At 67.2% G+C, this 19,282-nt stretch carries 20 protein-coding genes and 1 tRNA gene; all 21 read left to right on the plus strand.

What is annotated here, in order from left to right; translation table 11 throughout:
- Positions 1-82: 82 nt before the first annotated feature.
- The 21 genes from ACEN9J_RS31020 to nuoK all read left to right on the plus strand — a co-directional run bounded on the left by ACEN9J_RS31020 (position 83) and on the right by nuoK (position 19,278).
- Positions 83-1,363 (plus strand): branched-chain amino acid ABC transporter substrate-binding protein, encoded by a 1,281-nt coding sequence (locus ACEN9J_RS31020; protein ID WP_413762933.1) that lies wholly within the window; start codon positions 83-85, stop codon positions 1,361-1,363.
- Positions 1,360-2,571, plus strand: a complete 1,212-nt coding sequence (locus tag ACEN9J_RS31025; protein ID WP_413764645.1) for a pyridoxal phosphate-dependent aminotransferase — start codon at positions 1,360-1,362, stop codon at positions 2,569-2,571. The genes ACEN9J_RS31020 and ACEN9J_RS31025 overlap by 4 nt, the downstream gene beginning before the upstream one ends.
- A complete protein-coding gene (locus tag ACEN9J_RS31030) occupies positions 2,572-3,369 on the plus strand; it encodes an AraC family transcriptional regulator (protein ID WP_413762934.1) in 798 nt (265 codons plus the stop codon).
- Positions 3,370-3,452: 83 nt separating this feature from the next.
- Positions 3,453-4,370, plus strand: coding sequence for a DMT family transporter (locus ACEN9J_RS31035; protein ID WP_413762935.1), 918 nt, complete (start codon positions 3,453-3,455; stop codon positions 4,368-4,370).
- A 90-nt stretch (positions 4,371-4,460) separates the two neighbouring features.
- Positions 4,461-4,727 (plus strand): 30S ribosomal protein S15, encoded by a 267-nt coding sequence (gene rpsO, locus ACEN9J_RS31040; RefSeq protein WP_007837783.1) that lies wholly within the window; start codon positions 4,461-4,463, stop codon positions 4,725-4,727.
- Between the two features lie 206 nt (positions 4,728-4,933).
- Entirely contained in the window at positions 4,934-7,276 is a 2,343-nt protein-coding gene (pnp, locus tag ACEN9J_RS31045) for a polyribonucleotide nucleotidyltransferase (protein WP_413762936.1), read from the plus strand.
- Between the two features lie 96 nt (positions 7,277-7,372).
- The gene (locus ACEN9J_RS31050) at positions 7,373-8,371 is read left to right on the plus strand and encodes an NAD(P)H-quinone oxidoreductase (RefSeq protein ID WP_413762937.1); all 999 of its coding nucleotides are present in this window, start codon (positions 7,373-7,375) and stop codon (positions 8,369-8,371) included.
- 13 nt (positions 8,372-8,384) lie between these two features.
- On the plus strand, positions 8,385-9,146 hold the full coding sequence (gene tpiA / locus ACEN9J_RS31055; protein ID WP_261212615.1) for a triose-phosphate isomerase: 762 nt from the start codon (positions 8,385-8,387) through the stop codon (positions 9,144-9,146).
- A gap of 37 nt (positions 9,147-9,183) precedes the next feature.
- A complete protein-coding gene (secG, locus tag ACEN9J_RS31060; protein WP_057592163.1) occupies positions 9,184-9,588 on the plus strand; it encodes a preprotein translocase subunit SecG in 405 nt (134 codons plus the stop codon).
- A gap of 117 nt (positions 9,589-9,705) precedes the next feature.
- Positions 9,706-9,790 (plus strand) — tRNA-Leu (locus tag ACEN9J_RS31065).
- 63 nt (positions 9,791-9,853) lie between these two features.
- Complete coding sequence (locus tag ACEN9J_RS31070) at positions 9,854-10,213, plus strand: NADH-quinone oxidoreductase subunit A (RefSeq protein ID WP_012748607.1); 360 nt, start codon at positions 9,854-9,856, stop codon at positions 10,211-10,213.
- 12 nt (positions 10,214-10,225) lie between these two features.
- Complete coding sequence (locus ACEN9J_RS31075; RefSeq protein WP_057592164.1) at positions 10,226-10,705, plus strand: NuoB/complex I 20 kDa subunit family protein; 480 nt, start codon at positions 10,226-10,228, stop codon at positions 10,703-10,705.
- 12 nt (positions 10,706-10,717) lie between these two features.
- A complete protein-coding gene (locus tag ACEN9J_RS31080; protein WP_057592165.1) occupies positions 10,718-11,329 on the plus strand; it encodes an NADH-quinone oxidoreductase subunit C in 612 nt (203 codons plus the stop codon).
- Position 11,330: 1 nt separating this feature from the next.
- Positions 11,331-12,584: an NADH-quinone oxidoreductase subunit D gene (locus ACEN9J_RS31085; protein ID WP_057592166.1), complete on the plus strand. Its 1,254-nt coding sequence runs from the start codon at positions 11,331-11,333 to the stop codon at positions 12,582-12,584.
- 10 nt (positions 12,585-12,594) lie between these two features.
- A complete protein-coding gene (nuoE, locus tag ACEN9J_RS31090; protein WP_413762938.1) occupies positions 12,595-13,134 on the plus strand; it encodes an NADH-quinone oxidoreductase subunit NuoE in 540 nt (179 codons plus the stop codon).
- Entirely contained in the window at positions 13,134-14,474 is a 1,341-nt protein-coding gene (nuoF, locus tag ACEN9J_RS31095; protein WP_057592168.1) for an NADH-quinone oxidoreductase subunit NuoF, read from the plus strand. The genes nuoE and nuoF overlap by 1 nt, the downstream gene beginning before the upstream one ends.
- Positions 14,475-14,491: 17 nt before the next feature.
- Positions 14,492-16,669 carry an NADH-quinone oxidoreductase subunit NuoG gene (nuoG, locus tag ACEN9J_RS31100; protein WP_413762939.1) on the plus strand — a complete coding sequence of 726 codons (2,178 nt, stop codon included), beginning with the start codon at positions 14,492-14,494 and terminating at the stop codon, positions 16,667-16,669.
- A complete protein-coding gene (gene nuoH, locus ACEN9J_RS31105; protein WP_057592170.1) occupies positions 16,666-17,742 on the plus strand; it encodes an NADH-quinone oxidoreductase subunit NuoH in 1,077 nt (358 codons plus the stop codon). The genes nuoG and nuoH overlap by 4 nt, the downstream gene beginning before the upstream one ends.
- Before the next feature lie 17 nt (positions 17,743-17,759).
- Complete coding sequence (nuoI, locus tag ACEN9J_RS31110) at positions 17,760-18,278, plus strand: NADH-quinone oxidoreductase subunit NuoI (protein ID WP_057592171.1); 519 nt, start codon at positions 17,760-17,762, stop codon at positions 18,276-18,278.
- Positions 18,279-18,313: 35 nt separating this feature from the next.
- Positions 18,314-18,973 (plus strand): NADH-quinone oxidoreductase subunit J, encoded by a 660-nt coding sequence (locus ACEN9J_RS31115; RefSeq protein ID WP_057592172.1) that lies wholly within the window; start codon positions 18,314-18,316, stop codon positions 18,971-18,973.
- On the plus strand, positions 18,970-19,278 hold the full coding sequence (gene nuoK / locus ACEN9J_RS31120) for an NADH-quinone oxidoreductase subunit NuoK (protein WP_019653383.1): 309 nt from the start codon (positions 18,970-18,972) through the stop codon (positions 19,276-19,278). The genes ACEN9J_RS31115 and nuoK overlap by 4 nt, the downstream gene beginning before the upstream one ends.
- Positions 19,279-19,282: the final 4 nt, after the last annotated feature.

The following is a 19,282-nucleotide window of genomic DNA, read 5'->3' on the forward strand; positions in this document are numbered from 1 at the left end:
TGTGTCCCTTACACTGCGCGGCCGTTCAATCTGAGTGCCGCTTGAGACCTCATCTAGGCCTTGTGGCGCGCGTTTCAAGTCAATGAATTCCAGCTTTTTCGAGCGCCGCCGGGCCTTGAAATTAGCGGCACTGTCGCTATGCGCGAGGCCCTTCGCGGCGCTTGCGCAGACCCCGCCCGCGCCCATCCGCCTGGCGCTCATCGAAAGCATGAGCGGCCCGTTCGCCAACACCGGCGAGGCGGTGTTCCGCAACCTGCTGTGGGCCGTGGAGCGCGTGAATGCGCGCGGCGGCATCAGGCTGCCGGGCGGCGCGCGGCCGCTGCAGCTCGACCGCTACGACAGCAAGGGTCAGAACGAGGAAGCGCTGTCGGCGCTGCGCGCCGCGATCGACGATGGCGCGCGCATCGTGCTGCAGGGCAACTCCTCGGCCACCGCGGCGGCCCTGATCGATGCGATCGACAAGCACAACGAGCGCGACCCGCAGCGGCGCATGCTGTTCCTCAACTACGCGGCGGTCGAGCCCTCGCTGACCAATGAGCGCTGCAGCTTCTGGCACTTTCGCTTCGACGCCCATGCCGATATGCGCGTGGCCGCGCTGATGGACGTGGTGAAGGACGACGCCGCGCTCAAGCGCATCTACCTGCTGGGACAGGACTACAGCTTCGGCCAGGCGGTGCTGCGCGAATCGCGGCGCCAGCTCGGCACGCTGCGGCCCGACGTGGAGATCGTCGGCGACGAGCTGCATCCGCTGGGCAAGGTCAAGGACTTCGCGCCCTACGCCAGCAAGATCATCGCGAGCGGCGCGCAGGCGGTGGTCACGGGCAACTGGGGCAACGACCTCACGCTGCTCGTGAAGGCCGCGCGCGAGGCCGGCTTCAACGGCACCTTCTACACCTTCTACGGCAATGCGCTGGGCGCGCCCGCGGCCATCGGCGATGCCGGCATCGGCCGCGTGATCGCGGTGGCCGACTGGCTGCCGAATGTGCAGACGCCGCAGTCGGAGGCCTTCTACCGCGCCTTCCGCACGCGCTTTCCGAAGCCCGCGGACGACTACGTCCACATGCGCATGCAGCTCTTGATCGAGTCGCTGGCGCAGGCGCTCGAGCGCGCGGGCGGCACCGACACCGTGGCCGTGGCGCGCGCGCTCGAGCAGGCCGACGTCACGCTGTACGGCCAGCGCGGGCGCATGCGCGCGGCCGACCACCAGTTCCAGCAGCAACTGGTGGTCGGCGTGATGGACAGGCAGGGCCGACCGGGCGTGCAGTTCGACGTCGAGGGCTCGGGCTACGGCTTTCGCGTGGTCAAGACCATTGCCCCCGAGCGCGCGGAGCTGCCGACTTCGTGCAAGATGAAGCGCCCCTGAAGGCACGAAGCGAAGACACGACGACAACGAAAGAAAAACACAGCATGCGCCAAGCCATCCACAACCTCGAAGCCTCCAAGATCCGCGAAGTCGCCAATGCCGGCCTCGGCCGCAGCGACGTGCTCGCCTTCTGGTTCGGCGAGAGCGACGAGGTCACGCCCGAAGTCATCCGCCAGGCGGCGATCGATTCGCTGCAGCGCGGCGAGACCTTCTACGCCCACAACCTCGGCCTGCCCGAGCTGCGCGCGGCGATCGCGCGCTACACCAGCAGCCTGCATCCCGCGGTCGATGCCTCGCGCATCGCCGTCACCTCGGGCGGCGTGAGCGCGCTGATGCTCGCGGTGCAGGCGCTGGTCGATGCCGGCGACGAGGTGGTCGCGGTGACGCCCGTGTGGCCCAACCTCACGGCGCAGCCCGCGATCCTCGGCGCGACGGTGCGCACGGTGCCGCTGGTGCCGGTGCGGGGCGAATGGACGCTGGACCTGCAGGCGCTGCGCGCGGCGGTCACGTCGACCACCAGGCTGCTGATCGTCAACGCGCCGAACAACCCGACCGGCTGGACGATGACCCGCGAGGAACAGCAGGCCGTGCTCGACCATTGCCGCGAGACCGGCACCTGGATCCTCGCGGACGAGGTCTACGAGCGCCTGTACTTCGAGCCCACGGCCAACGGCTGCGCGCCGAGCTTCCTCGACATCGCGCGGCCCGACGACCGGCTGGTGGTCACGCACAGCTTCTCGAAGAGCTTCCTGATGACCGGCTGGCGCCTGGGCTGGCTGGTGCTGCCGCCCGCGCTGGTCGAGGGCATCGGCAAGCTGATCGAGTTCAACACCTCGTGCGCGAGCGTGTTCACGCAGCGCGCTGGGGTGGTGGCGATCGAGCACACGGCCGAGATCACGCCGCGCGTGGTGACGCACCTCAAGCATTGCCGCGACACGCTGGTGCCGTTGCTCGCGGATGTGCCGGGCGTGCAGGTGGCGCCGGCCAGGGGCGGCATGTACGCCTTCTTCCGGCTCGAGGGTTTCGACGATTCCTTCGAGGTGGCCAAGCGGCTGGTGGTCGAGGCCGGGCTCGGGCTCGCGCCCGGCAATGCCTTCGCCCCCGAGGGGCAGGGCTGGCTGCGCTGGTGCTTCGCCTCGAAGGATCCGCAGCGGCTGGTGCAGGGCGTGGAGCGGCTGCGCGGCTGGCTCGCCAAGCAGCAGGGCTGAATGAAGCCGAGGCCCGCGACCGTCGATGCGGTGCGCATCCGCGGCTCGGCGCTGGCGGGCCTGCAGACGATCGCGGCCGAATCGGCGCGCAGCTTTCCGCGCCACATGCACGACGTCTACGGCATCGGCGTGATCGATCGCGGCGGCCAGCGCTCGGCCAGCGGCCGCGGTGCGGTCGAGGCGGTGCGCGGGGACGTCATCACGGTCAACCCGGGCGAGGTGCACGACGGCGTCGCGCTGCGCGGCGAGGCGCGCGCCTGGCGCATGCTGCACCTGGCGCCCGCGTTGCTGGCCGATGCCGCGCCCGGGCTCGAGCTGACGCGGCCGGTGCTCAACGATCCGGCGCTGCGGTGCGGGGTCGAGCGGCTGTTCGCGCGCGTGGCCGAGGGCGCCGATGCGTTGGCGCTCGAGCAGGGCGTGCTCGAATTGCTGCGCGATGCACCGGGCGCGCTGGCGCCGGAGCCCGTGCCTCGCATCGCCTCCGTGGCGCTGGAACGCGCGCGGGCACGCATCGCCGACGACTGCGTGACTGCGCCCACGCTCGCCGAGCTCGCGCACGAGGCCGGCCTGAGCCGCTGGCAGCTGCTGCGCGGCTTCGCGGCCGCCTTCGGGCTGCCGCCGCATGCCTGGCTGCAGCAGTGCCGGTTGTCGCGCGCGCGCCGGCTGATCGCGCAGGGGCGGGCGCTGGCCGATGCCGCGGCCGGCGCGGGCTTCGCCGACCAGAGCCACATGACGCGGGCCTTCGTGCGCTTCCTGGGCTTCACGCCCGGGGCCTATGCGGCCGCGCACGGCGCCTGAGCCGGTCCCCTGCAATTTCGTTCAAGACCGCCGCGCCTCCGGCGGGAGACGCTCGCGCTTTCTGCAAATGAAAGGCGACAGGTATGTCGGAACGTGGCAAGGGGATGTGGCTGTGCGCGCTCGCGATGGTCACGGTCGGCAGCACGGTGGTCGCGAGCAAGCTGATCGCGGGCGGCCTGCCGCCGTTCACGGCGACCGCGCTGCGCTTCGCGCTGGCGCTGCCGGTGTTCCTGGTGCTGATGCGGTGGATGCGCGTGCGCTGGCCGCGCCCGGACCGGCACGATGCCTGGCTGCTGCTGTGCCAGGCGGCCGCGGGCAGCGTCGGCTACACGGTGCTGCTGATCCTGGGCCTGCGCTGGGCGCCGGCGGCCGACGCGGGCGTGGTGGCCGGCCCCCGGCCCGCCATCGCCGCGCTGGTGGCGGTGCTCGCGCTGCGCGAGCGGCCCGGGCGCTACCTGATCGGCGGGATCGTGCTCGCGAGCCTGGGCGTGCTGGCGATCACGCTGCGACCGGGCGGGGAGGGCGGCGCGCGCACGCCGGCCGCGCTGCTCGGCAACCTGCTGGTGCTGGGCGCGGTGGCCTTCGAATCGCTGTTCATCCTGCTCAACAAGCGGCTGCGCGTGCCGCTGCCGCCGCTCGCGCAGTCGAGCGCGATGACCGCGCTGGGGCTGCTGCTGTCGCTGCCGCCCGCGCTGCTCGAGCGTGCCTGGCTGCAGGCGGTGCCGGCCGAGGCGCTGGCCGGTGTGGCCTACTACGCGCTGGTGCCGACCGTGGCGGGCTTCCTGCTCTGGTACGCGGGCGCGGCCCGGCTCAGCGGCGCCGAGGCGGCGCTGTTCACGGCGCTGATGCCGGTGTCGGCGCTGGCCCTCGCGGCCTGGTGGCTGGGCGAACCGGTGGGCTGGCCCCAGATCGCCGGCGCGGCCTGCGTGCTGGGGGCGGTGGCGCTGGTCTCGCTCGACAGGCGCCGCCGGGAAGGGGCGTCCGGGACGGCCGATGTATAATCCCAAGGCTTTGCATGCCGCAAGGCGCACGGTGAGCGCAGTTCCAGCACCCACCGCAAGTCAAACACCACCGGAACAAAGGAAAAACCAATGATCGCAGCCTCCATCAAGGCCGAAGTCGTCAAGGACAACGCCCGCGCAGCCAACGACACCGGCAGCCCCGAAGTGCAAGTCGCACTGCTGACCGCCCGCATCAACGAGCTCACCCCCCACTTCAAGACGCACGCCAAGGACCACCACGGCCGTCGCGGCCTGCTGCGCATGGTGAGCCGCCGTCGCAAGCTGCTCGACTACCTGAAGTCCAAGGACGCCGACCGTTACACCGCGCTGATCGCCAAGCTGGGCCTGCGCAAGTAAGCCGAATCGCATGAAAAAACGCCTGGGTTAGTCCGCTAGCTCAGGCGTTTTTTACTTCGCGAACCACTTTCGGGGTGCCCTACAGAGCGAAGCTGTGTCATTCCAGGGAAGTTCGAGCCGAGCTTCGCTGGAATGGCATCGTGTTCTGAGAAAGCCCTCCGAGTCCTGCGGATCTTCGATGATCTGCTACTAAAACAGGAGCAAACATGAGCCTCTTCAACAAAGTCACCAAGTCCTTCCAATGGGGCGACAAGACCGTCGTCATGGAAACGGGCGAAATCGCCCGTCAGGCCACGGGCGCCGTGCTGGTCGACATCGACGGCACCGTCGTGCTGGCCACCGTGGTCGCTTCCAAGAGCGCCAAGCCGGGCCAGGACTTCTTCCCGCTGACCGTCGACTACATCGAGAAGACCTATGCCGCCGGCAAGATCCCCGGCAGCTTCTTCAAGCGCGAAGCCAAGCCCAGCGAGCTCGAGACCCTGACCAGCCGCCTGATCGACCGCCCGATCCGTCCGCTGTTCCCCGAGGGCTTCCTCAACGAAGTGCACGTGGTGATCCACACCGTGTCGCTGAACCCCGAAGTCGACGCCGACATCGCCGCGATGATCGCCGTGAGCGCCGCCCTGTCGGTCTCGGGCATTCCGTTCGACGGCCCGATCGGCGCCGCGCGCGTGGGCTACATCAACGGCCAGTACGTGTTGAACCCGGGCCAGACCGCGCGCAAGGATTCGCAGATGGACCTCGTCGTGGCCGGCACCGAAGCCGCCGTGCTGATGGTCGAGTCCGAAGCCCAGCAACTGGCCGAGGAGATCATGCTCGGCGCCGTGGTCTTCGGCCACGAACAGGGCAAGGTGGCGATCAACGCCATCCACGAACTGGTGCGCGACGCCGGCAAGCCGCTGTGGGTCAAGGAAGGCACCTGGGCGCCCGAAGCCAAGGACGAGGCCTTCATCGCCAAGGTCAACGGCCTGGCCGAGGAGAAGCTGCGCGCCGTCTACCAGATCCGCAGCAAGCAGGCCCGCACCCAGGCCCTGCGCGAAGCCAATGCCAGCGTCTACGAGGCCCTGAAGGCCGAAGGCGCCGAATTCGACGCCGGCAAGGTCAGCGACCTGCTGTTCGCGATCGAAGCGCGCATCGTGCGCAGCCAGATCCTGCAAGGCGAGCCGCGCATCGACGGCCGCGACACCCGCACCGTGCGCCCGATCGAGATCCGCAACTCGGTGCTGCCGCGCACCCACGGCTCGGCGCTGTTCACGCGCGGCGAGACCCAGGCGCTGGTCGTGACCACGCTGGGCACCGAACGCGACGCGCAGCGCATCGACGCGCTGGCCGGCGAGTTCGAGGACCGCTTCCTGTTCCACTACAACATGCCTCCCTTCGCCACCGGTGAAGTGGGCCGCATGGGCTCGACCAAGCGCCGCGAAGTCGGCCACGGCCGCCTGGCCAAGCGCGCTCTCGTCGCCGTGCTGCCGAACAAGGAAGAGTTCCCCTACACCGTGCGCGTGGTGTCGGAGATCACCGAGTCGAACGGCTCCTCGTCGATGGCTTCGGTCTGCGGCGGCTGCCTCTCGATGATGGACGCCGGCGTGCCGATGAAGGCCCACGTGGCCGGCATCGCCATGGGCCTGATCAAGGAAGACAACCGCTTCGCGGTGCTGACCGACATCCTGGGCGACGAGGACCACCTCGGCGACATGGACTTCAAGGTGGCCGGCACGACCAACGGCATCACCGCGCTGCAGATGGACATCAAGATCCAGGGCATCACCAAGGAAATCATGCAGGTCGCGCTGGCACAGGCCAAGGAAGCGCGCATGCACATCCTCGGCAAGATGCAGGAAGCGATGGGCGAGGCCAAGTCCGACGTGTCGCAGTTCGCACCGCGCCTGACCACGCTGAAGATCAACCCCGAGAAGATCCGCGACGTGATCGGCAAGGGCGGCGCGGTCATCCGCGGCCTGCAGGAAGAAACCGGCACGCAGATCAACATCGACGAAGACGGCACCATCACCATCGCGTCGACCGATCCGGCCAAGGCCGAAGAGGCCAAGAAGCGCATCGAGCAGATCACGGCCGAGGTCGAGATCGGCAAGATCTACGAAGGCCCGGTCACCAAGATCCTGGACTTCGGTGCGCTCATCAACCTGCTGCCCGGCAAGGACGGCCTGCTGCACATCAGCCAGATCGCGCACGAACGCGTCGAGAAGGTGACCGACTACCTGAGCGAAGGCCAGATCGTGAAGGTCAAGGTCCTCGAGACCGACGACAAGGGTCGCGTCAAGCTGTCGATGAAGGCACTGACCGAGCGTCCGGCCGGCATGGAATACAGCGAGCGTCCGCCGCGCGAAGACCGCGGTGACCGTGGCGGCGAGCGCCGTGACCGTGGCGACCGCGGCGACCGTGGTGGTGATCGCGGCGATCGCGGTGACCGCGGTGACCGCGGCGAGCGCGCTCCGCGCTTCAACAACGACCAGCAGCAGCCGCGCAACGAGCAGGCTCCGGCCGGCGAGTCGCAGCAGCCGCAGGCTCCGCGCGAGTCGCAGGAGTAAGAAGGCCATGGCGGCCGCGGCATGCGCCGCGCGCCGCCTTTGCCTTTCCGATTGCTGAATGCGCCCGTCGCACGGGCGGCTGGAGGCCAGGAGACCATGAAAGCCATTGAAATCGCTTCGTACGGCGCCCCCGAGGTGCTGCGCGTCACGGATCGTCCCGATCCGGTCGCCGGCGTGGGCGAGCTGCTGATCCGCGTGTCGGCCAGCGGTGTCAACCGCCCCGACGTGCTGCAGCGCATGGGCCACTACCCGGTGCCGCCCGGCGCCTCCGACCTGCCGGGCCTCGAGGTGGCCGGCGAGATCGTGTCGGGCGATGCCGCGGCATTGGCCGAGGCGGGCTTCGCGATCGGCGACCGCGTCTGCGCGCTGATCGCCGGCGGCGGCTATGCACAGCTGTGCGTGGCGCCGGTGGCGCAGTGCCTGCCGGTGCCCAAGGGCTGGAGCGACGTCGAGGCGGCTTCGCTGCCCGAGACCTTCTTCACCGTCTGGAGCAACGTGTTCGAGCGCGGCCGCCTGCAGCAGGGCGAAACCCTGCTGATCCAGGGCGGCTCGAGCGGCATCGGCGTCACGGCGATCCAGATCGCCAAGGCGCTGGGTGCGACCGTGATCGTCACGGCCGGCAGCGACGACAAGTGCGAGGCCTGCCTGAAACTCGGCGCCGATCACGCGATCAACTACCGCACGGCCGATTTCGTCGAAGTGGCGAAGTCGCTGACCGGCGGCAAGGGCGTGGACGTCATCCTCGACATGGTCGCGGGCGACTACGTGGCGCGCGAGGTCGAATGCCTGGCCGAGGACGGCCGGCTGGTGATCATCGCGGTGCAGGGCGGCGTCAAGAGCCAGATCAACGCGGGCCTGGTGCTGCGCAAGCGGCTCACGATCACGGGCTCGACGCTGCGTCCGCGGCCGGTGGCATTCAAGGGCGCGATCGCCAAGGCGCTGCGCGAGAAGGTGTGGCCGCTGCTCGAGAGCGGCGCGGTCAAGCCGGTGATCCACAGCACCTTCGCGGCGGCCGGCGAGCCCAGCGGCGCGGCGCAGGCGCATGCGTTGATGGAATCGAACCAGCACATCGGCAAGATCGTGCTGACCTGGTGACGAGACGAGCACGATGACGACCCACAAGAAACTGATCGCAGGGAACTGGAAGATGAATGGCAGCCTGGCTGCCAACGAGGCGCTGGTGACGGCGCTGCGGCAGGGACTCGCGGCGAATGCGCCCGCGTGCGACATCGCGCTGTGCGCGCCTGCGCCGTATTTCGCGCAACTGCAGTCGCTGCTGGCGGGTTCGCCGATGGCGCTGGGCGCGCAGGACATTTCCGCGCAGGCGCAGGGCGCCTTCACGGGCGAGCAGTCGGCGGCGATGCTGAAGGACTTCGGTGTGCGCTATGCCATCGTCGGCCATTCGGAGCGCCGCCAGTACCACGGCGAGACCGACGACGCCGTGGCCGCGAAGACCGCGGCCGCGCTGGCCAACGGCATCACGCCGATCGTCTGCGTCGGCGAGACGCTGGCGCAGCGCGAAGCGGGCCAGACCGAGGAAGTGGTGAAGCGCCAGCTGGCGGCGGTCATCCACGTGAACGGCCACTGCATCAGCGAGATCGTGGTCGCCTACGAACCCGTGTGGGCCATCGGCACCGGCAAGACCGCTACGCCCGAACAGGCGCAAGCGGTGCACGCGGTGCTGCGCGCGCAACTGCATCACGCCGCGAGCGAGCACGCGGCCGGCATCAAGATCCTCTACGGCGGCAGCATGAATGCCGCCAACGCGGCCGAACTGTTGGCGCAAGCCGACATCGACGGCGGCCTGATCGGTGGCGCTTCCCTGAAGGCCCCCGACTTTTTGCAGATCATTTCCGCCGCCGTCCGCTGAAGCGGGCAGGGCAGGCATCAATTAGGAGTAAGAACGAATGAACGTGGTCCTCAACCTTCTGGTCGGCGTGCAGATGCTGTCGGCGCTGGTGATGATCGGGCTGATCCTGATCCAGCACGGCAAGGGCGCCGACATGGGCGCGGCCTTCGGCAGCGGCAGCGCCGGCAGCCTGTTCGGCGCCAGCGGCAGCGCGAACTTCCTCTCGCGCACCACGGCCGTGCTGGCCGCGGTGTTCTTTGCCTGCACGCTGCTGCTGGCCTACTTCAGCCACGCACGTCCCACGGGCGGCGGCAGCCTGCTGGAGCGTGCGGCCATCGGCGTGCCCGCTACGCCGGCTTCGGGTGCGGCAGGCCAGATTCCCTCGGGCCAGTCGGGCGCGGCGCCTGCCGCGGCACCCGCGAGCGCGCCTGCGGCTGGCGCGGGACAGATTCCCAGCAAGTAACTCTGATGTTTTCAGAGTGACCCGTAAGAAATGGCTTCATTTCAGGGTAAACTCTAAAGCTGTTCGGAAAGCCAAACCTCTTTGTAGGCACCTCATGCCATCCGAACAGAAAAAACCGCGGTCGTGGTGAAATTGGTAGACACGCTATCTTGAGGGGGTAGTGGCGAAAGCTGTGCGAGTTCGAGTCTCGCCGACCGCACCAAATCTCACCGACAGGACGCCTCATGAAGGTGCTTCTGTCGGTGGCAAGCGGTGAAAGCTCCCGATGAACCTCGATTCCTACCTTCCCGTCCTTTTGTTCATTCTGGTCGGGGTCGGCGTAGGCGTCGCTCCACAGGTCATCGGATACATCCTCGGCCCCAATCGGCCTGACGCAGCCAAGAACGCACCTTACGAGTGCGGCTTCGAGGCCTTCGAGGATGCGCGCATGAAGTTCGACGTGCGCTATTACCTGGTTGCCATTCTCTTCATCCTGTTCGATCTGGAGATTGCCTTTCTCTTCCCGTGGGCCATTGCGCTCAAGGAGATCGGTGCTGTCGGCTTCTGGGCCATGATGATCTTTCTCGCCATCCTCGTCGTGGGCTTCGCCTACGAGTGGAAAAAAGGCGCGCTCGACTGGGAATAAGGAAGCTACACGATGGCCATTGAAGGCGTTCTCAAGGAAGGCTTCGTCACGACCACCTACGACTCGGTGGTGAACTGGGCGAAGACCGGATCTCTGTGGCCGATGACGTTCGGTCTGGCTTGCTGTGCGGTCGAAATGATGCACGCGGGCGCGGCCCGCTACGACATCGACCGTTTCGGCATGCTGTTCCGTCCGAGCCCGCGTCAGTCCGACCTGATGATCGTGGCCGGCACGCTGTGCAACAAGATGGCGCCGGCGCTGCGCAAGGTCTATGACCAGATGCCCGAGCCGCGCTGGGTGCTCTCGATGGGTTCGTGCGCCAACGGCGGCGGCTACTACCACTACAGCTACTCGGTGGTGCGTGGCTGCGACCGGATCGTTCCGGTCGACGTCTACGTGCCGGGCTGCCCGCCCACCGCCGAAGCGCTGCTCTACGGGATCATCCAGCTGCAGCAGAAGATCCGCCGCACCAACACCATCGCGCGTGCCTGAGGAATTGCCGAGATGACCGACTTTGCAATTTCTCCGGAGGCGCTGCAGGCGACTCTGGTGCAGACCCTGGGCGACAAGGCCCGGAGCGTGACCGTTGCGCTGGGTGAGGTGACCGTGGTGGTGGGCGCTGCCGATTACATCGACGCGGCGCTGCTGCTGCGCGATGCGCCGGGCTGCCGCTTCGAGCAGCTGATCGATCTCTGCGGCATGGACTATTCCGACTACCGCGAAGGCGAGTGGGAAGGCGAGCGCTACGGCGTCGTCTCGCACCTGCTGTCGGTGAGCCTCAACCAGCGCGTGCGCCTCAAGGTGTTCGCGCCCAGCGAAGACCTGCCGGTGGTCGACTCCCTGCAGCCCGTGTGGAACGCGGCGACCTGGTTCGAGCGCGAGGCCTTCGACCTCTACGGCATCGTGTTCGAAGGCCACGACGACCTGCGCCGCATCCTGACCGACTACGGCTTCATCGGCCATCCGTTCCGCAAGGACTTCCCGGTGTCGGGTCATGTCGAGATGCGCTACGACGAAGAGCAGAAGCGCGTGGTCTACCAGCCGGTATCGATCGAGCCGCGCGAGATCACGCCGCGCGTGATCCGCGAAGACAACTACGGCGGCGGACTCCACTGACATGGCCGAAATCAAGAACTACACCCTCAACTTCGGTCCCCAGCATCCCGCGGCACACGGCGTGCTGCGCTTGGTGCTCGAGCTCGACGGCGAAGTGATCCAGCGCGCCGACCCGCACATCGGCCTGCTGCACCGCGCGACCGAGAAGCTCGCCGAATCGCGCACCTTCATCCAGTCGCTGCCCTACATGGACCGCCTCGACTACGTGTCGATGATGTCCAACGAGCACGCCTACTGCCTCGCCATCGAGAAGATGATGGGCCTCGAGGTGCCGATCCGCGCGCAGTACATCCGCGTCATGTTCGCCGAGATCACCCGGCTGCTGAACCACCTGCTGTGGCTCGGCGCGCACGGCCTCGATTGCGGTGCGATGAACATGCTCATCTACTGCTTCCGCGAACGCGAAGACCTGTTCGACATGTACGAGGCGGTGTCGGGCGCGCGCATGCACGCGGCCTACTTCCGTCCGGGCGGCGTGTACCGCGACCTGCCGGACGTGATGCCGCAGTACAAGGTCAGCAAGATCAAGAACGCGAAGGCGATCGAGAAGCTCAACGAGAACCGCCAGGGCTCGCTGCTCGACTTCGTCGACGATTTCTGCAAGCGCTTCCCGAAGATGGTCGACGAGTACGAGACGCTGCTCACCGACAACCGTATCTGGAAGCAGCGCACCGTGGGCATCGGCGTGGTCACGCCGGAGCGCGCGCTCAACCTCGGCTTCACCGGCCCGATGCTGCGTGGCTCGGGCGTCGAATGGGACCTGCGCAAGAAGCAGCCCTACGACGTCTACGACCGCATGCAGTTCGACGTGCCGGTCGGCCGCACCGGCGACTGCTACGACCGCTACCTGGTGCGCGTCGAGGAGATGCGCCAGGCCAACAAGATCATCCAGCAGTGCGCGGCATGGCTGCGCGCCAACCCCGGCCCGGTGATCACCGACAACCACAAGGTCGCCGCGCCCGCGCGCGAATCGATGAAGGCGAACATGGAGGAGCTGATCCACCATTTCAAGCTCTTCACCGAAGGCTTCCACGTGCCCGAGGGCGAGGCCTATGCCGCCGTCGAGCATCCGAAGGGCGAGTTCGGCATCTATCTCGTGAGCGACGGCGCCAACAAGCCGTACCGCCTGAAGATCCGCGCCCCTGGCTTCCCGCACCTCGCCGCCCTCGACGAAATGTCGCGCGGCCACATGATCGCCGACGCTGTCGCGGTGATCGGCACGATGGACATCGTGTTCGGCGAAATCGACAGGTGAGAAAGAGCGAATGACTTCCTCTACCCATGACACTCACGCGGCGCCTTCGGCGCCGCTGAAGCCTGAGACCCTCGAACGCTTCGCGCGCGAGGTGGCCAAGTACCCCGAGGCCGGCAAGCAGTCGGCCGTGATGGCCTGCCTGGCGATCGTGCAGCAGGACGAGGGTTTCGTGAGCGCCCAGCGCGAGCGCGAGATCGCCGAGTACCTCGGCATGGCGCCGATCGCGGTGCACGAGGTCACGACCTTCTACAACATGTACAACCAGCATGCGGTGGGCAAGTACAAGCTCAACGTCTGCACCAACCTGCCGTGCCAGCTGCGCGATGGCGTCGCCGCCCTCGTGCACCTCGAGAAGAAGCTCGGCATCAAGATGGGCGAGACCACGGCCGATGGCCTGTTCACGCTGCAGCAGAGCGAATGCCTGGGCGCCTGCGCCGATTCGCCGGTGATGCTGGTCAACGACCGCACGATGTGCAGCTTCATGAGCAACGACAAGCTCGACCAGCTCGTCGATGGCCTGCGCAGTGCAACCCCCGGGGAGGCTTCGTGATGACGCCCGATCAGGTTCTTTCGCAGTTCCGCGCCACCGGCGTGCAGACCTGCTTCCATGACCGCCACATCGGCGCCCAGATCTATGCCGGCCTCGACGGCACCAACTGGCATCTCGCCGACTACGAGGCGCGCGGCGGCTACCAGGCGCTGCGCAAGATCCTCACCGAGGGCCTGACGCCCGACCAGGTGATCGCCGAGGTCAAGGCCTCGGGCCTGCGCGGCCGCGGCGGCGCCGGTTTCCCGACCGGCCTGAAGTGGAGCTTCATGCCGCGCCAGTTCCCGGGCCAGAAGTACCTGGTCTGCAATTCGGACGAAGGCGAGCCGGGCACCTGCAAGGACCGCGACATCCTGCAGTTCAACCCGCACATCGTGATCGAGGGCATGGCCATCGCCGCCTATGCGATGGGCATCAGCGTGGGCTACAACTACATCCACGGCGAGATCTTCCAGAGCTACGAGCGCTTCGAGGAAGCCCTCGAGGAGGCGCGCGCCGCCGGTTATCTGGGCGACAAGATCATGGGCAGCACGTACAACTTCCAGTTGCACGCCGCCCACGGCTTCGGCGCCTACATCTGCGGCGAGGAAACCGCGCTGCTCGAATCGCTCGAAGGCAAGAAGGGCCAGCCGCGCTTCAAGCCGCCGTTCCCGGCCAGCTTCGGCCTGTACGGCAAGCCGACCACCATCAACAACACCGAGACCTTCGCGGCGGTGCCCTGGATCATCCGCAACGGTGGCCAGGCGTACCTCGAGTGCGGCAAGCCGAACAATGGCGGCACCAAGATCTATTCGGTCAGCGGCGACGTCGAACTGCCGGGCAACTACGAAGTGCCGATGGGCACGCCGTTCTCCAAGCTGCTCGAACTGGCCGGCGGCGTGCGCAAGGGCCGCACGCTCAAGGCCGTGATTCCCGGCGGCTCGTCGGCACCGGTGCTGCCGGCCGACATCATGATGCAGTGCACGATGGACTACGACTCCATCTCCAAGGCCGGCTCCATGCTGGGGTCGGGCGCGGTGATCGTGATGGACGACAGCCGCTCGATGGTCGAGTCGCTCAAGCGCCTCTCGTATTTCTACATGCACGAATCCTGCGGCCAGTGCACGCCGTGCCGCGAAGGCACCGGCTGGCTCTACCGCGTGGTCGACCGCATCCACAACGGCCAGGGCAAGCCCAGCGACCTGCAGCTGCTGGACTCCGTCGCCGGCGACATCATGGGCCGCACCATCTGCGCCCTCGGCGACGCGGCGGCCATGCCGGTGCGCGCCATGATCAAGCACTTCCGCCACGAGTTCGAAGCCTTGATCCCGGGCTACGTCCCGAAAGCAACGGTCCAGGCCTGAGCGCGAGAAAAAGACATATGGTTGAAATCGAACTCGACGGCAAGAAGGTCGAAGTGGCCGAAGGCAGCATGGTCATGCATGCTGCCGACAAGGCCGGCACCTACATTCCGCACTTCTGCTATCACAAGAAGCTCAGCATCGCGGCCAACTGCCGCATGTGCCTGGTCGACGTCGAAAAGGCGCCCAAGCCGATGCCGGCCTGCGCCACGCCCGTCACGCAGGGCATGATCGTCCGCACCAAGAGCGAGAAGGCGATCAAGGCCCAGCAGTCGGTCATGGAGTTCCTGCTGATCAACCATCCGCTGGACTGCCCGATCTGCGACCAGGGCGGCGAATGCCAGCTGCAGGACCTGGCCGTGGGCTACGGCGGTTCCTCCTCGCGCTACGAGGAAGAGAAGCGCGTCGTGTTCCACAAGGACGTGGGCCCGCTGATCAGCATGGAAGAGATGAGCCGCTGCATCCACTGCACGCGCTGCGTCCGCTTCGGCCAGGAAGTGGCCGGCGTGATGGAGCTCGGCATGTCGCACCGCGGCGAGCACTCGGAAATCGAAACCTTCCTCGGCGACTCGGTCGACTCCGAGCTCTCGGGCAACATGATCGACATCTGCCCGGTCGGCGCGCTCACGAGCAAGCCCTTCCGCTACAGCGCCCGCACCTGGGAACTGTCGCGCCGCAAGTCGGTGAGCCCGCACGACTCCACCGGCGCCAACCTGATCGTCCAGGTCAAGAACAACCGCGTGATGCGCGTGGTGCCGCTCGAGAACGAAGACGTCAACGAATGCTGGATCGCCGACCGTGACCGCTTCTCGTACGAAGCGCTCAACGGCGGCGAGCGCCTGACGCAGCCCATGCTCAAGCAGGGCGGCCAATGGCAGCAGGTCGACTGGCAGACCGCGCTCGAGTACGTGGCCAACGGCCTCAAGCAGATCAAGGCCGACCATGGCGCGCAGAGCATCGGCACGCTGGTCAGCCCGCACAGCACGCTCGAGGAGCTGCAGCTCGCCGCGCTGCTCACGCGCGAGCTCGGCAGCGACAACATCGACTACCGCCTGCGCAACGCCGAATTCACGGCCTTCGAAGGCATCCGCTGGCTCGGCACCTCGATCGCCTCGCTGACCCAACTGCAGCGCGCCTTCGTCGTCGGCTCGAACCTGCGCAAGGACCATCCGCTGTTCGCGCAGCGCATCCGCCAGGCCGTGCGCAAGGGCGCCGCGCTCAGCGTGCTGACCTCGAAGCAGTTGATGGCCGACGCCGAAGCCTGGGCCATCCAGCCCGCGCAGGCCGCCATCGTCGATGCCGGCCAATGGATCGAAGTGCTGGCCGCGATCGCGACCGTGGTGGGCCAGTCCACTGGCGCCGCCGCGCCGCTGGCACCCGCCAACGCGCCCGACGCCACCGCGCAGGCCATCGCCGCCTCGCTGCTGAGCGGCGAGCGCAAGGCCATCCTGCTGGGCAATGCGGCCGCGCACCATGCGCAGGCCGGCAGCCTGCTCGCGCTGGCCAACTGGATCGGCGCGCAGACCGGCGCCAGCGTCGGCTACCTGACCGAAGCCGCGAACACCGTGGGCGCGCAGCTCGTGGGCGCGTTCCCGAAGAACGGCGGCCTTCACGCCGGCCAGATGCTCGCCGCCGGCTCCGGCCTCAAGGCCGTGCTGCTGCTGAACACCGAGCCGGTGTTCGACTCGGCCGCCGGCGCCGCTGCCGCCGACACCATTGGCAATGCGCAGATGGTGGTCACGCTGAGCCCGTTCAAGGCCAACCTCGAATTCAGCGACGTGCTGCTGCCGATCGCGCCGTTCACCGAAACGCCCGGCAGCTTCGTCAATGCCGAAGGCCGCCTGCAGAGCTTCCACGCCGTGGTCAAGCCGCAGGGCGAGGCCCGTCCGGCCTGGAAGGTGCTGCGCGTGCTCGCCAACCTGCTGGGCCTGCAAGGCTTCGCGTTCGAATCGACCGCCGACGTGCTGCGCACGGTGGGCGACAACGGCGCGCTGCCGGCCGATGCGCTGCGCAACGCCACCGGTGCCGCTGCGGCGGCCGACAACGGCGCGGCCGCGCCCGTGGTCGCGAGCATCTACCAGCTCGATTCGATCGTGCGCCGCGCGCCGTCGCTGCAACTGACCGCCGACGCGCGCAACGCGGGCCATGGCATCGGTGCCGCGCCCGCCAGCGCTCAGGCCGAGGAGGTGTCGGCATGATCGACGCCATTCACGGCTTCGGCCAGGGTCTCGTCGCCGCCGGCTGGTGGACCGGCGTGGTCTGGCCCGTCATCTGGACGCTGATCAAGATCATCGTCGTGGTCATCCCGCTGATGCTGGCGGTGGCCTACCTCACGCTGTGGGAACGCAAGGCCATCGGCTTCACGCAGATCCGCGTGGGCCCGAACCGCATCGGGCCGCTGGGCCTGCTGCAGCCGATCGCCGACGCGCTCAAGCTGATGACCAAGGAAATCATCCTTCCGACGGTCGCCAACAAGGGCCTGTTCCTGCTCGGCCCGATCATGACCATCATGCCGGCGCTCGCCGCCTGGGCCGTGATTCCCTTCGGTCCCGACGTGGCGCTCGCCAACATCAACGCCGGCCTGCTGTTCGTGATGGCCATCACCTCGCTCGAGGTCTATGGCGTGATCATCGCGGGCTGGGCCTCGAACTCGAAGTACGCCTTCCTGGGCGCGCTGCGTGCATCGGCCCAGATGGTGAGCTACGAAATCGCGATGGGCTTCTGCTTCGTCGTGGTGCTGATGGTCACCGGCAGCCTGAACATGAGCGAGATCGTGAACGTCCAGGGCAAGGGCATGTTCGCCAACCTCGGCGTCGGCTTCCTGTCGTGGAACTGGCTGCCGCTGCTGCCGATCTTCGTCGTCTACTTCATCTCGGGCCTGGCCGAGACCAACCGCCACCCCTTCGACGTGGTGGAAGGCGAATCGGAAATCGTCGCGGGTCACATGATCGAGTACTCGGGCATGAGCTTCGCGATGTTCTTCCTGGCCGAGTACGCGAACATGTGGCTGGTCTCGATCCTGACCGTCATCCTGTTCCTCGGCGGCTGGCTGCCCCCGTTCGAGTTCCTGAGCTTCATCCCGGGCTGGATCTGGCTCGGCGCCAAGACCTTCTGCGTGGTCACCATGTTCCTGTGGGTGCGCTCGACGTTCCCGCGCTTCCGCTATGACCAGATCATGCGTCTGGGCTGGAAGATCTTCATTCCCGTCACCCTCGTGTGGCTGGTCGTGGTCGGTGGCTGGATGCAGACGCCGTTCAACATCTGGAAATAACTGGAAGCGCCAACACCATGTCTGCGCACACCGCAACCCCGTCCGCGCCGTTCTCGCTCAAGGACTTTCTCGGCAGCTTCATGCTGTTCGAGCTGTTCAAGGGCCTGGCCATCACGGGCAAGTACGCCTTCAGCCGCAAGATCACGGTGCAGTTCCCCGAAGAGAAGACGCCGCTGTCGCCGCGCTTCCGCGGCCTGCACGCGCTGCGCCGCTACGAGAACGGCGAAGAACGCTGCATCGCCTGCAAGCTCTGCGAGGCCGTGTGCCCCGCGCTCGCGATCACCATCGAATCCGATGTGCGCGACGACGGCTCGCGCCGCACCACGCGCTACGACATCGACCTGACGAAGTGCATCTTCTGCGGCTTCTGCGAAGAGAGCTGCCCGGTCGACTCGATCGTGGAAACCCACATCTTCGAATACCACGGCGAAAAGCGCGGCGACCTGTACTTCACCAAGGACATGCTGCTGGCCGTGGGCGACCGCTACGAAACAGAAATCGCGGCAAACAAGGCGGCTGACGCCAAGTACCGCTGAGCCGGCCTGGCCTGAACCCCTACGAATTCGAACTCATGGACGTCAAGACCGGTCTGTTCTATCTGTTTGCCGCGGTGCTGCTGTTCGCATCGTTCCGCGTCATCACCGCCCGCAACCCCGTGTACGCGGCGTTGTACCTCGTGCTGGCCTTCTTCCAGGCTTCGGCCATCTGGCTGCTGCTGCGCGCCGAATTCCTCGCGATCTCGCTCGTGCTGGTGTACGTGGGCGCGGTGATGGTGCTGTTCCTGTTCGTCGTGATGATGCTGGACATCAACGTCGACAGCCTGCGGCAGGGCTTCTGGAAGCACTTCCCGCTGGCGGCGGCCGTCGGCGCGCTGATCGCGCTCGAGATGGCGGCCGTGCTGATGGGCGGCTTCCGCCTGGGCGAGGCACCGCGCGCGGTGGCCGCGGCCAACAGCTCCAACACGCTCGAGCTGGGCAAGCTGCTGTATTCCGAATACCTCTATCCGCTGGAGATCGCCGCCGTCATCCTGCTGGTGGCCATCATCGCCGCCATCGCGCTGACCCTGCGCACCCGCAAGGACAGCAAGTACGTCGACCCGGCCGACCAGGTGCGCGTGAAGGCGCGCGACCGCGTGCGCGTGGTGCAGATGCCGGTCACCCGCGCGGCGGAGCCCGTGGTGGAAGCCCCGGCCGAAGCGGCGGCGCCGGCAGCAAAGGAGAACAAGGCATGACGCTCACCCTCGGACACTTCCTCTCGCTGGGCGCGATGCTGTTCGCGCTGTCGGTGATCGGCATCTTCCTGAACCGCAAGAACCTGATCGTGCTGCTGATGGCCATCGAGCTGATGCTGCTCGCGGTCAACATGAACTTCGTCGCCTTCTCGCACTTCCTGGGCGACATGCACGGCCAGATCTTCGTGTTCTTCATCCTGACGGTGGCCGCGGCCGAGTCGGCCATCGGCCTCGCGCTGCTGGTGCTGCTGTTCCGCAACAAGTCGAACATCAACGTCGACGAACTCAACTCGCTCAAGGGCTGATCCA

This window comes from Variovorax sp. Varisp41, assembly GCF_047325085.1.
Lineage (GTDB): Bacteria > Pseudomonadota > Gammaproteobacteria > Burkholderiales > Burkholderiaceae_C > Variovorax.

Coding starts and splice junctions, on each gene's coding strand:
- ACEN9J_RS31085 (WP_057592166.1), top strand. CDS start 11,331: ATGGCCGAAATCAAGAACTACACCCTCAACTTCGGTCCCCAGCATCCC.
- ACEN9J_RS31020 (WP_413762933.1), top strand. CDS start 83: ATGAATTCCAGCTTTTTCGAGCGCCGCCGGGCCTTGAAATTAGCGGCA.
- nuoE (WP_413762938.1), top strand. CDS start 12,595: ATGACTTCCTCTACCCATGACACTCACGCGGCGCCTTCGGCGCCGCTG.
- ACEN9J_RS31035 (WP_413762935.1), top strand. CDS start 3,453: ATGTCGGAACGTGGCAAGGGGATGTGGCTGTGCGCGCTCGCGATGGTC.
- tpiA (WP_261212615.1), top strand. CDS start 8,385: ATGACGACCCACAAGAAACTGATCGCAGGGAACTGGAAGATGAATGGC.
- nuoI (WP_057592171.1), top strand. CDS start 17,760: ATGTCTGCGCACACCGCAACCCCGTCCGCGCCGTTCTCGCTCAAGGAC.
- ACEN9J_RS31050 (WP_413762937.1), top strand. CDS start 7,373: ATGAAAGCCATTGAAATCGCTTCGTACGGCGCCCCCGAGGTGCTGCGC.
- nuoG (WP_413762939.1), top strand. CDS start 14,492: ATGGTTGAAATCGAACTCGACGGCAAGAAGGTCGAAGTGGCCGAAGGC.
- nuoK (WP_019653383.1), top strand. CDS start 18,970: ATGACGCTCACCCTCGGACACTTCCTCTCGCTGGGCGCGATGCTGTTC.
- secG (WP_057592163.1), top strand. CDS start 9,184: ATGAACGTGGTCCTCAACCTTCTGGTCGGCGTGCAGATGCTGTCGGCG.
- nuoF (WP_057592168.1), top strand. CDS start 13,134: ATGACGCCCGATCAGGTTCTTTCGCAGTTCCGCGCCACCGGCGTGCAG.
- pnp (WP_413762936.1), top strand. CDS start 4,934: ATGAGCCTCTTCAACAAAGTCACCAAGTCCTTCCAATGGGGCGACAAG.
- ACEN9J_RS31030 (WP_413762934.1), top strand. CDS start 2,572: ATGAAGCCGAGGCCCGCGACCGTCGATGCGGTGCGCATCCGCGGCTCG.
- ACEN9J_RS31080 (WP_057592165.1), top strand. CDS start 10,718: ATGACCGACTTTGCAATTTCTCCGGAGGCGCTGCAGGCGACTCTGGTG.
- ACEN9J_RS31070 (WP_012748607.1), top strand. CDS start 9,854: ATGAACCTCGATTCCTACCTTCCCGTCCTTTTGTTCATTCTGGTCGGG.
- nuoH (WP_057592170.1), top strand. CDS start 16,666: ATGATCGACGCCATTCACGGCTTCGGCCAGGGTCTCGTCGCCGCCGGC.
- ACEN9J_RS31115 (WP_057592172.1), top strand. CDS start 18,314: ATGGACGTCAAGACCGGTCTGTTCTATCTGTTTGCCGCGGTGCTGCTG.
- rpsO (WP_007837783.1), top strand. CDS start 4,461: ATGATCGCAGCCTCCATCAAGGCCGAAGTCGTCAAGGACAACGCCCGC.
- ACEN9J_RS31075 (WP_057592164.1), top strand. CDS start 10,226: ATGGCCATTGAAGGCGTTCTCAAGGAAGGCTTCGTCACGACCACCTAC.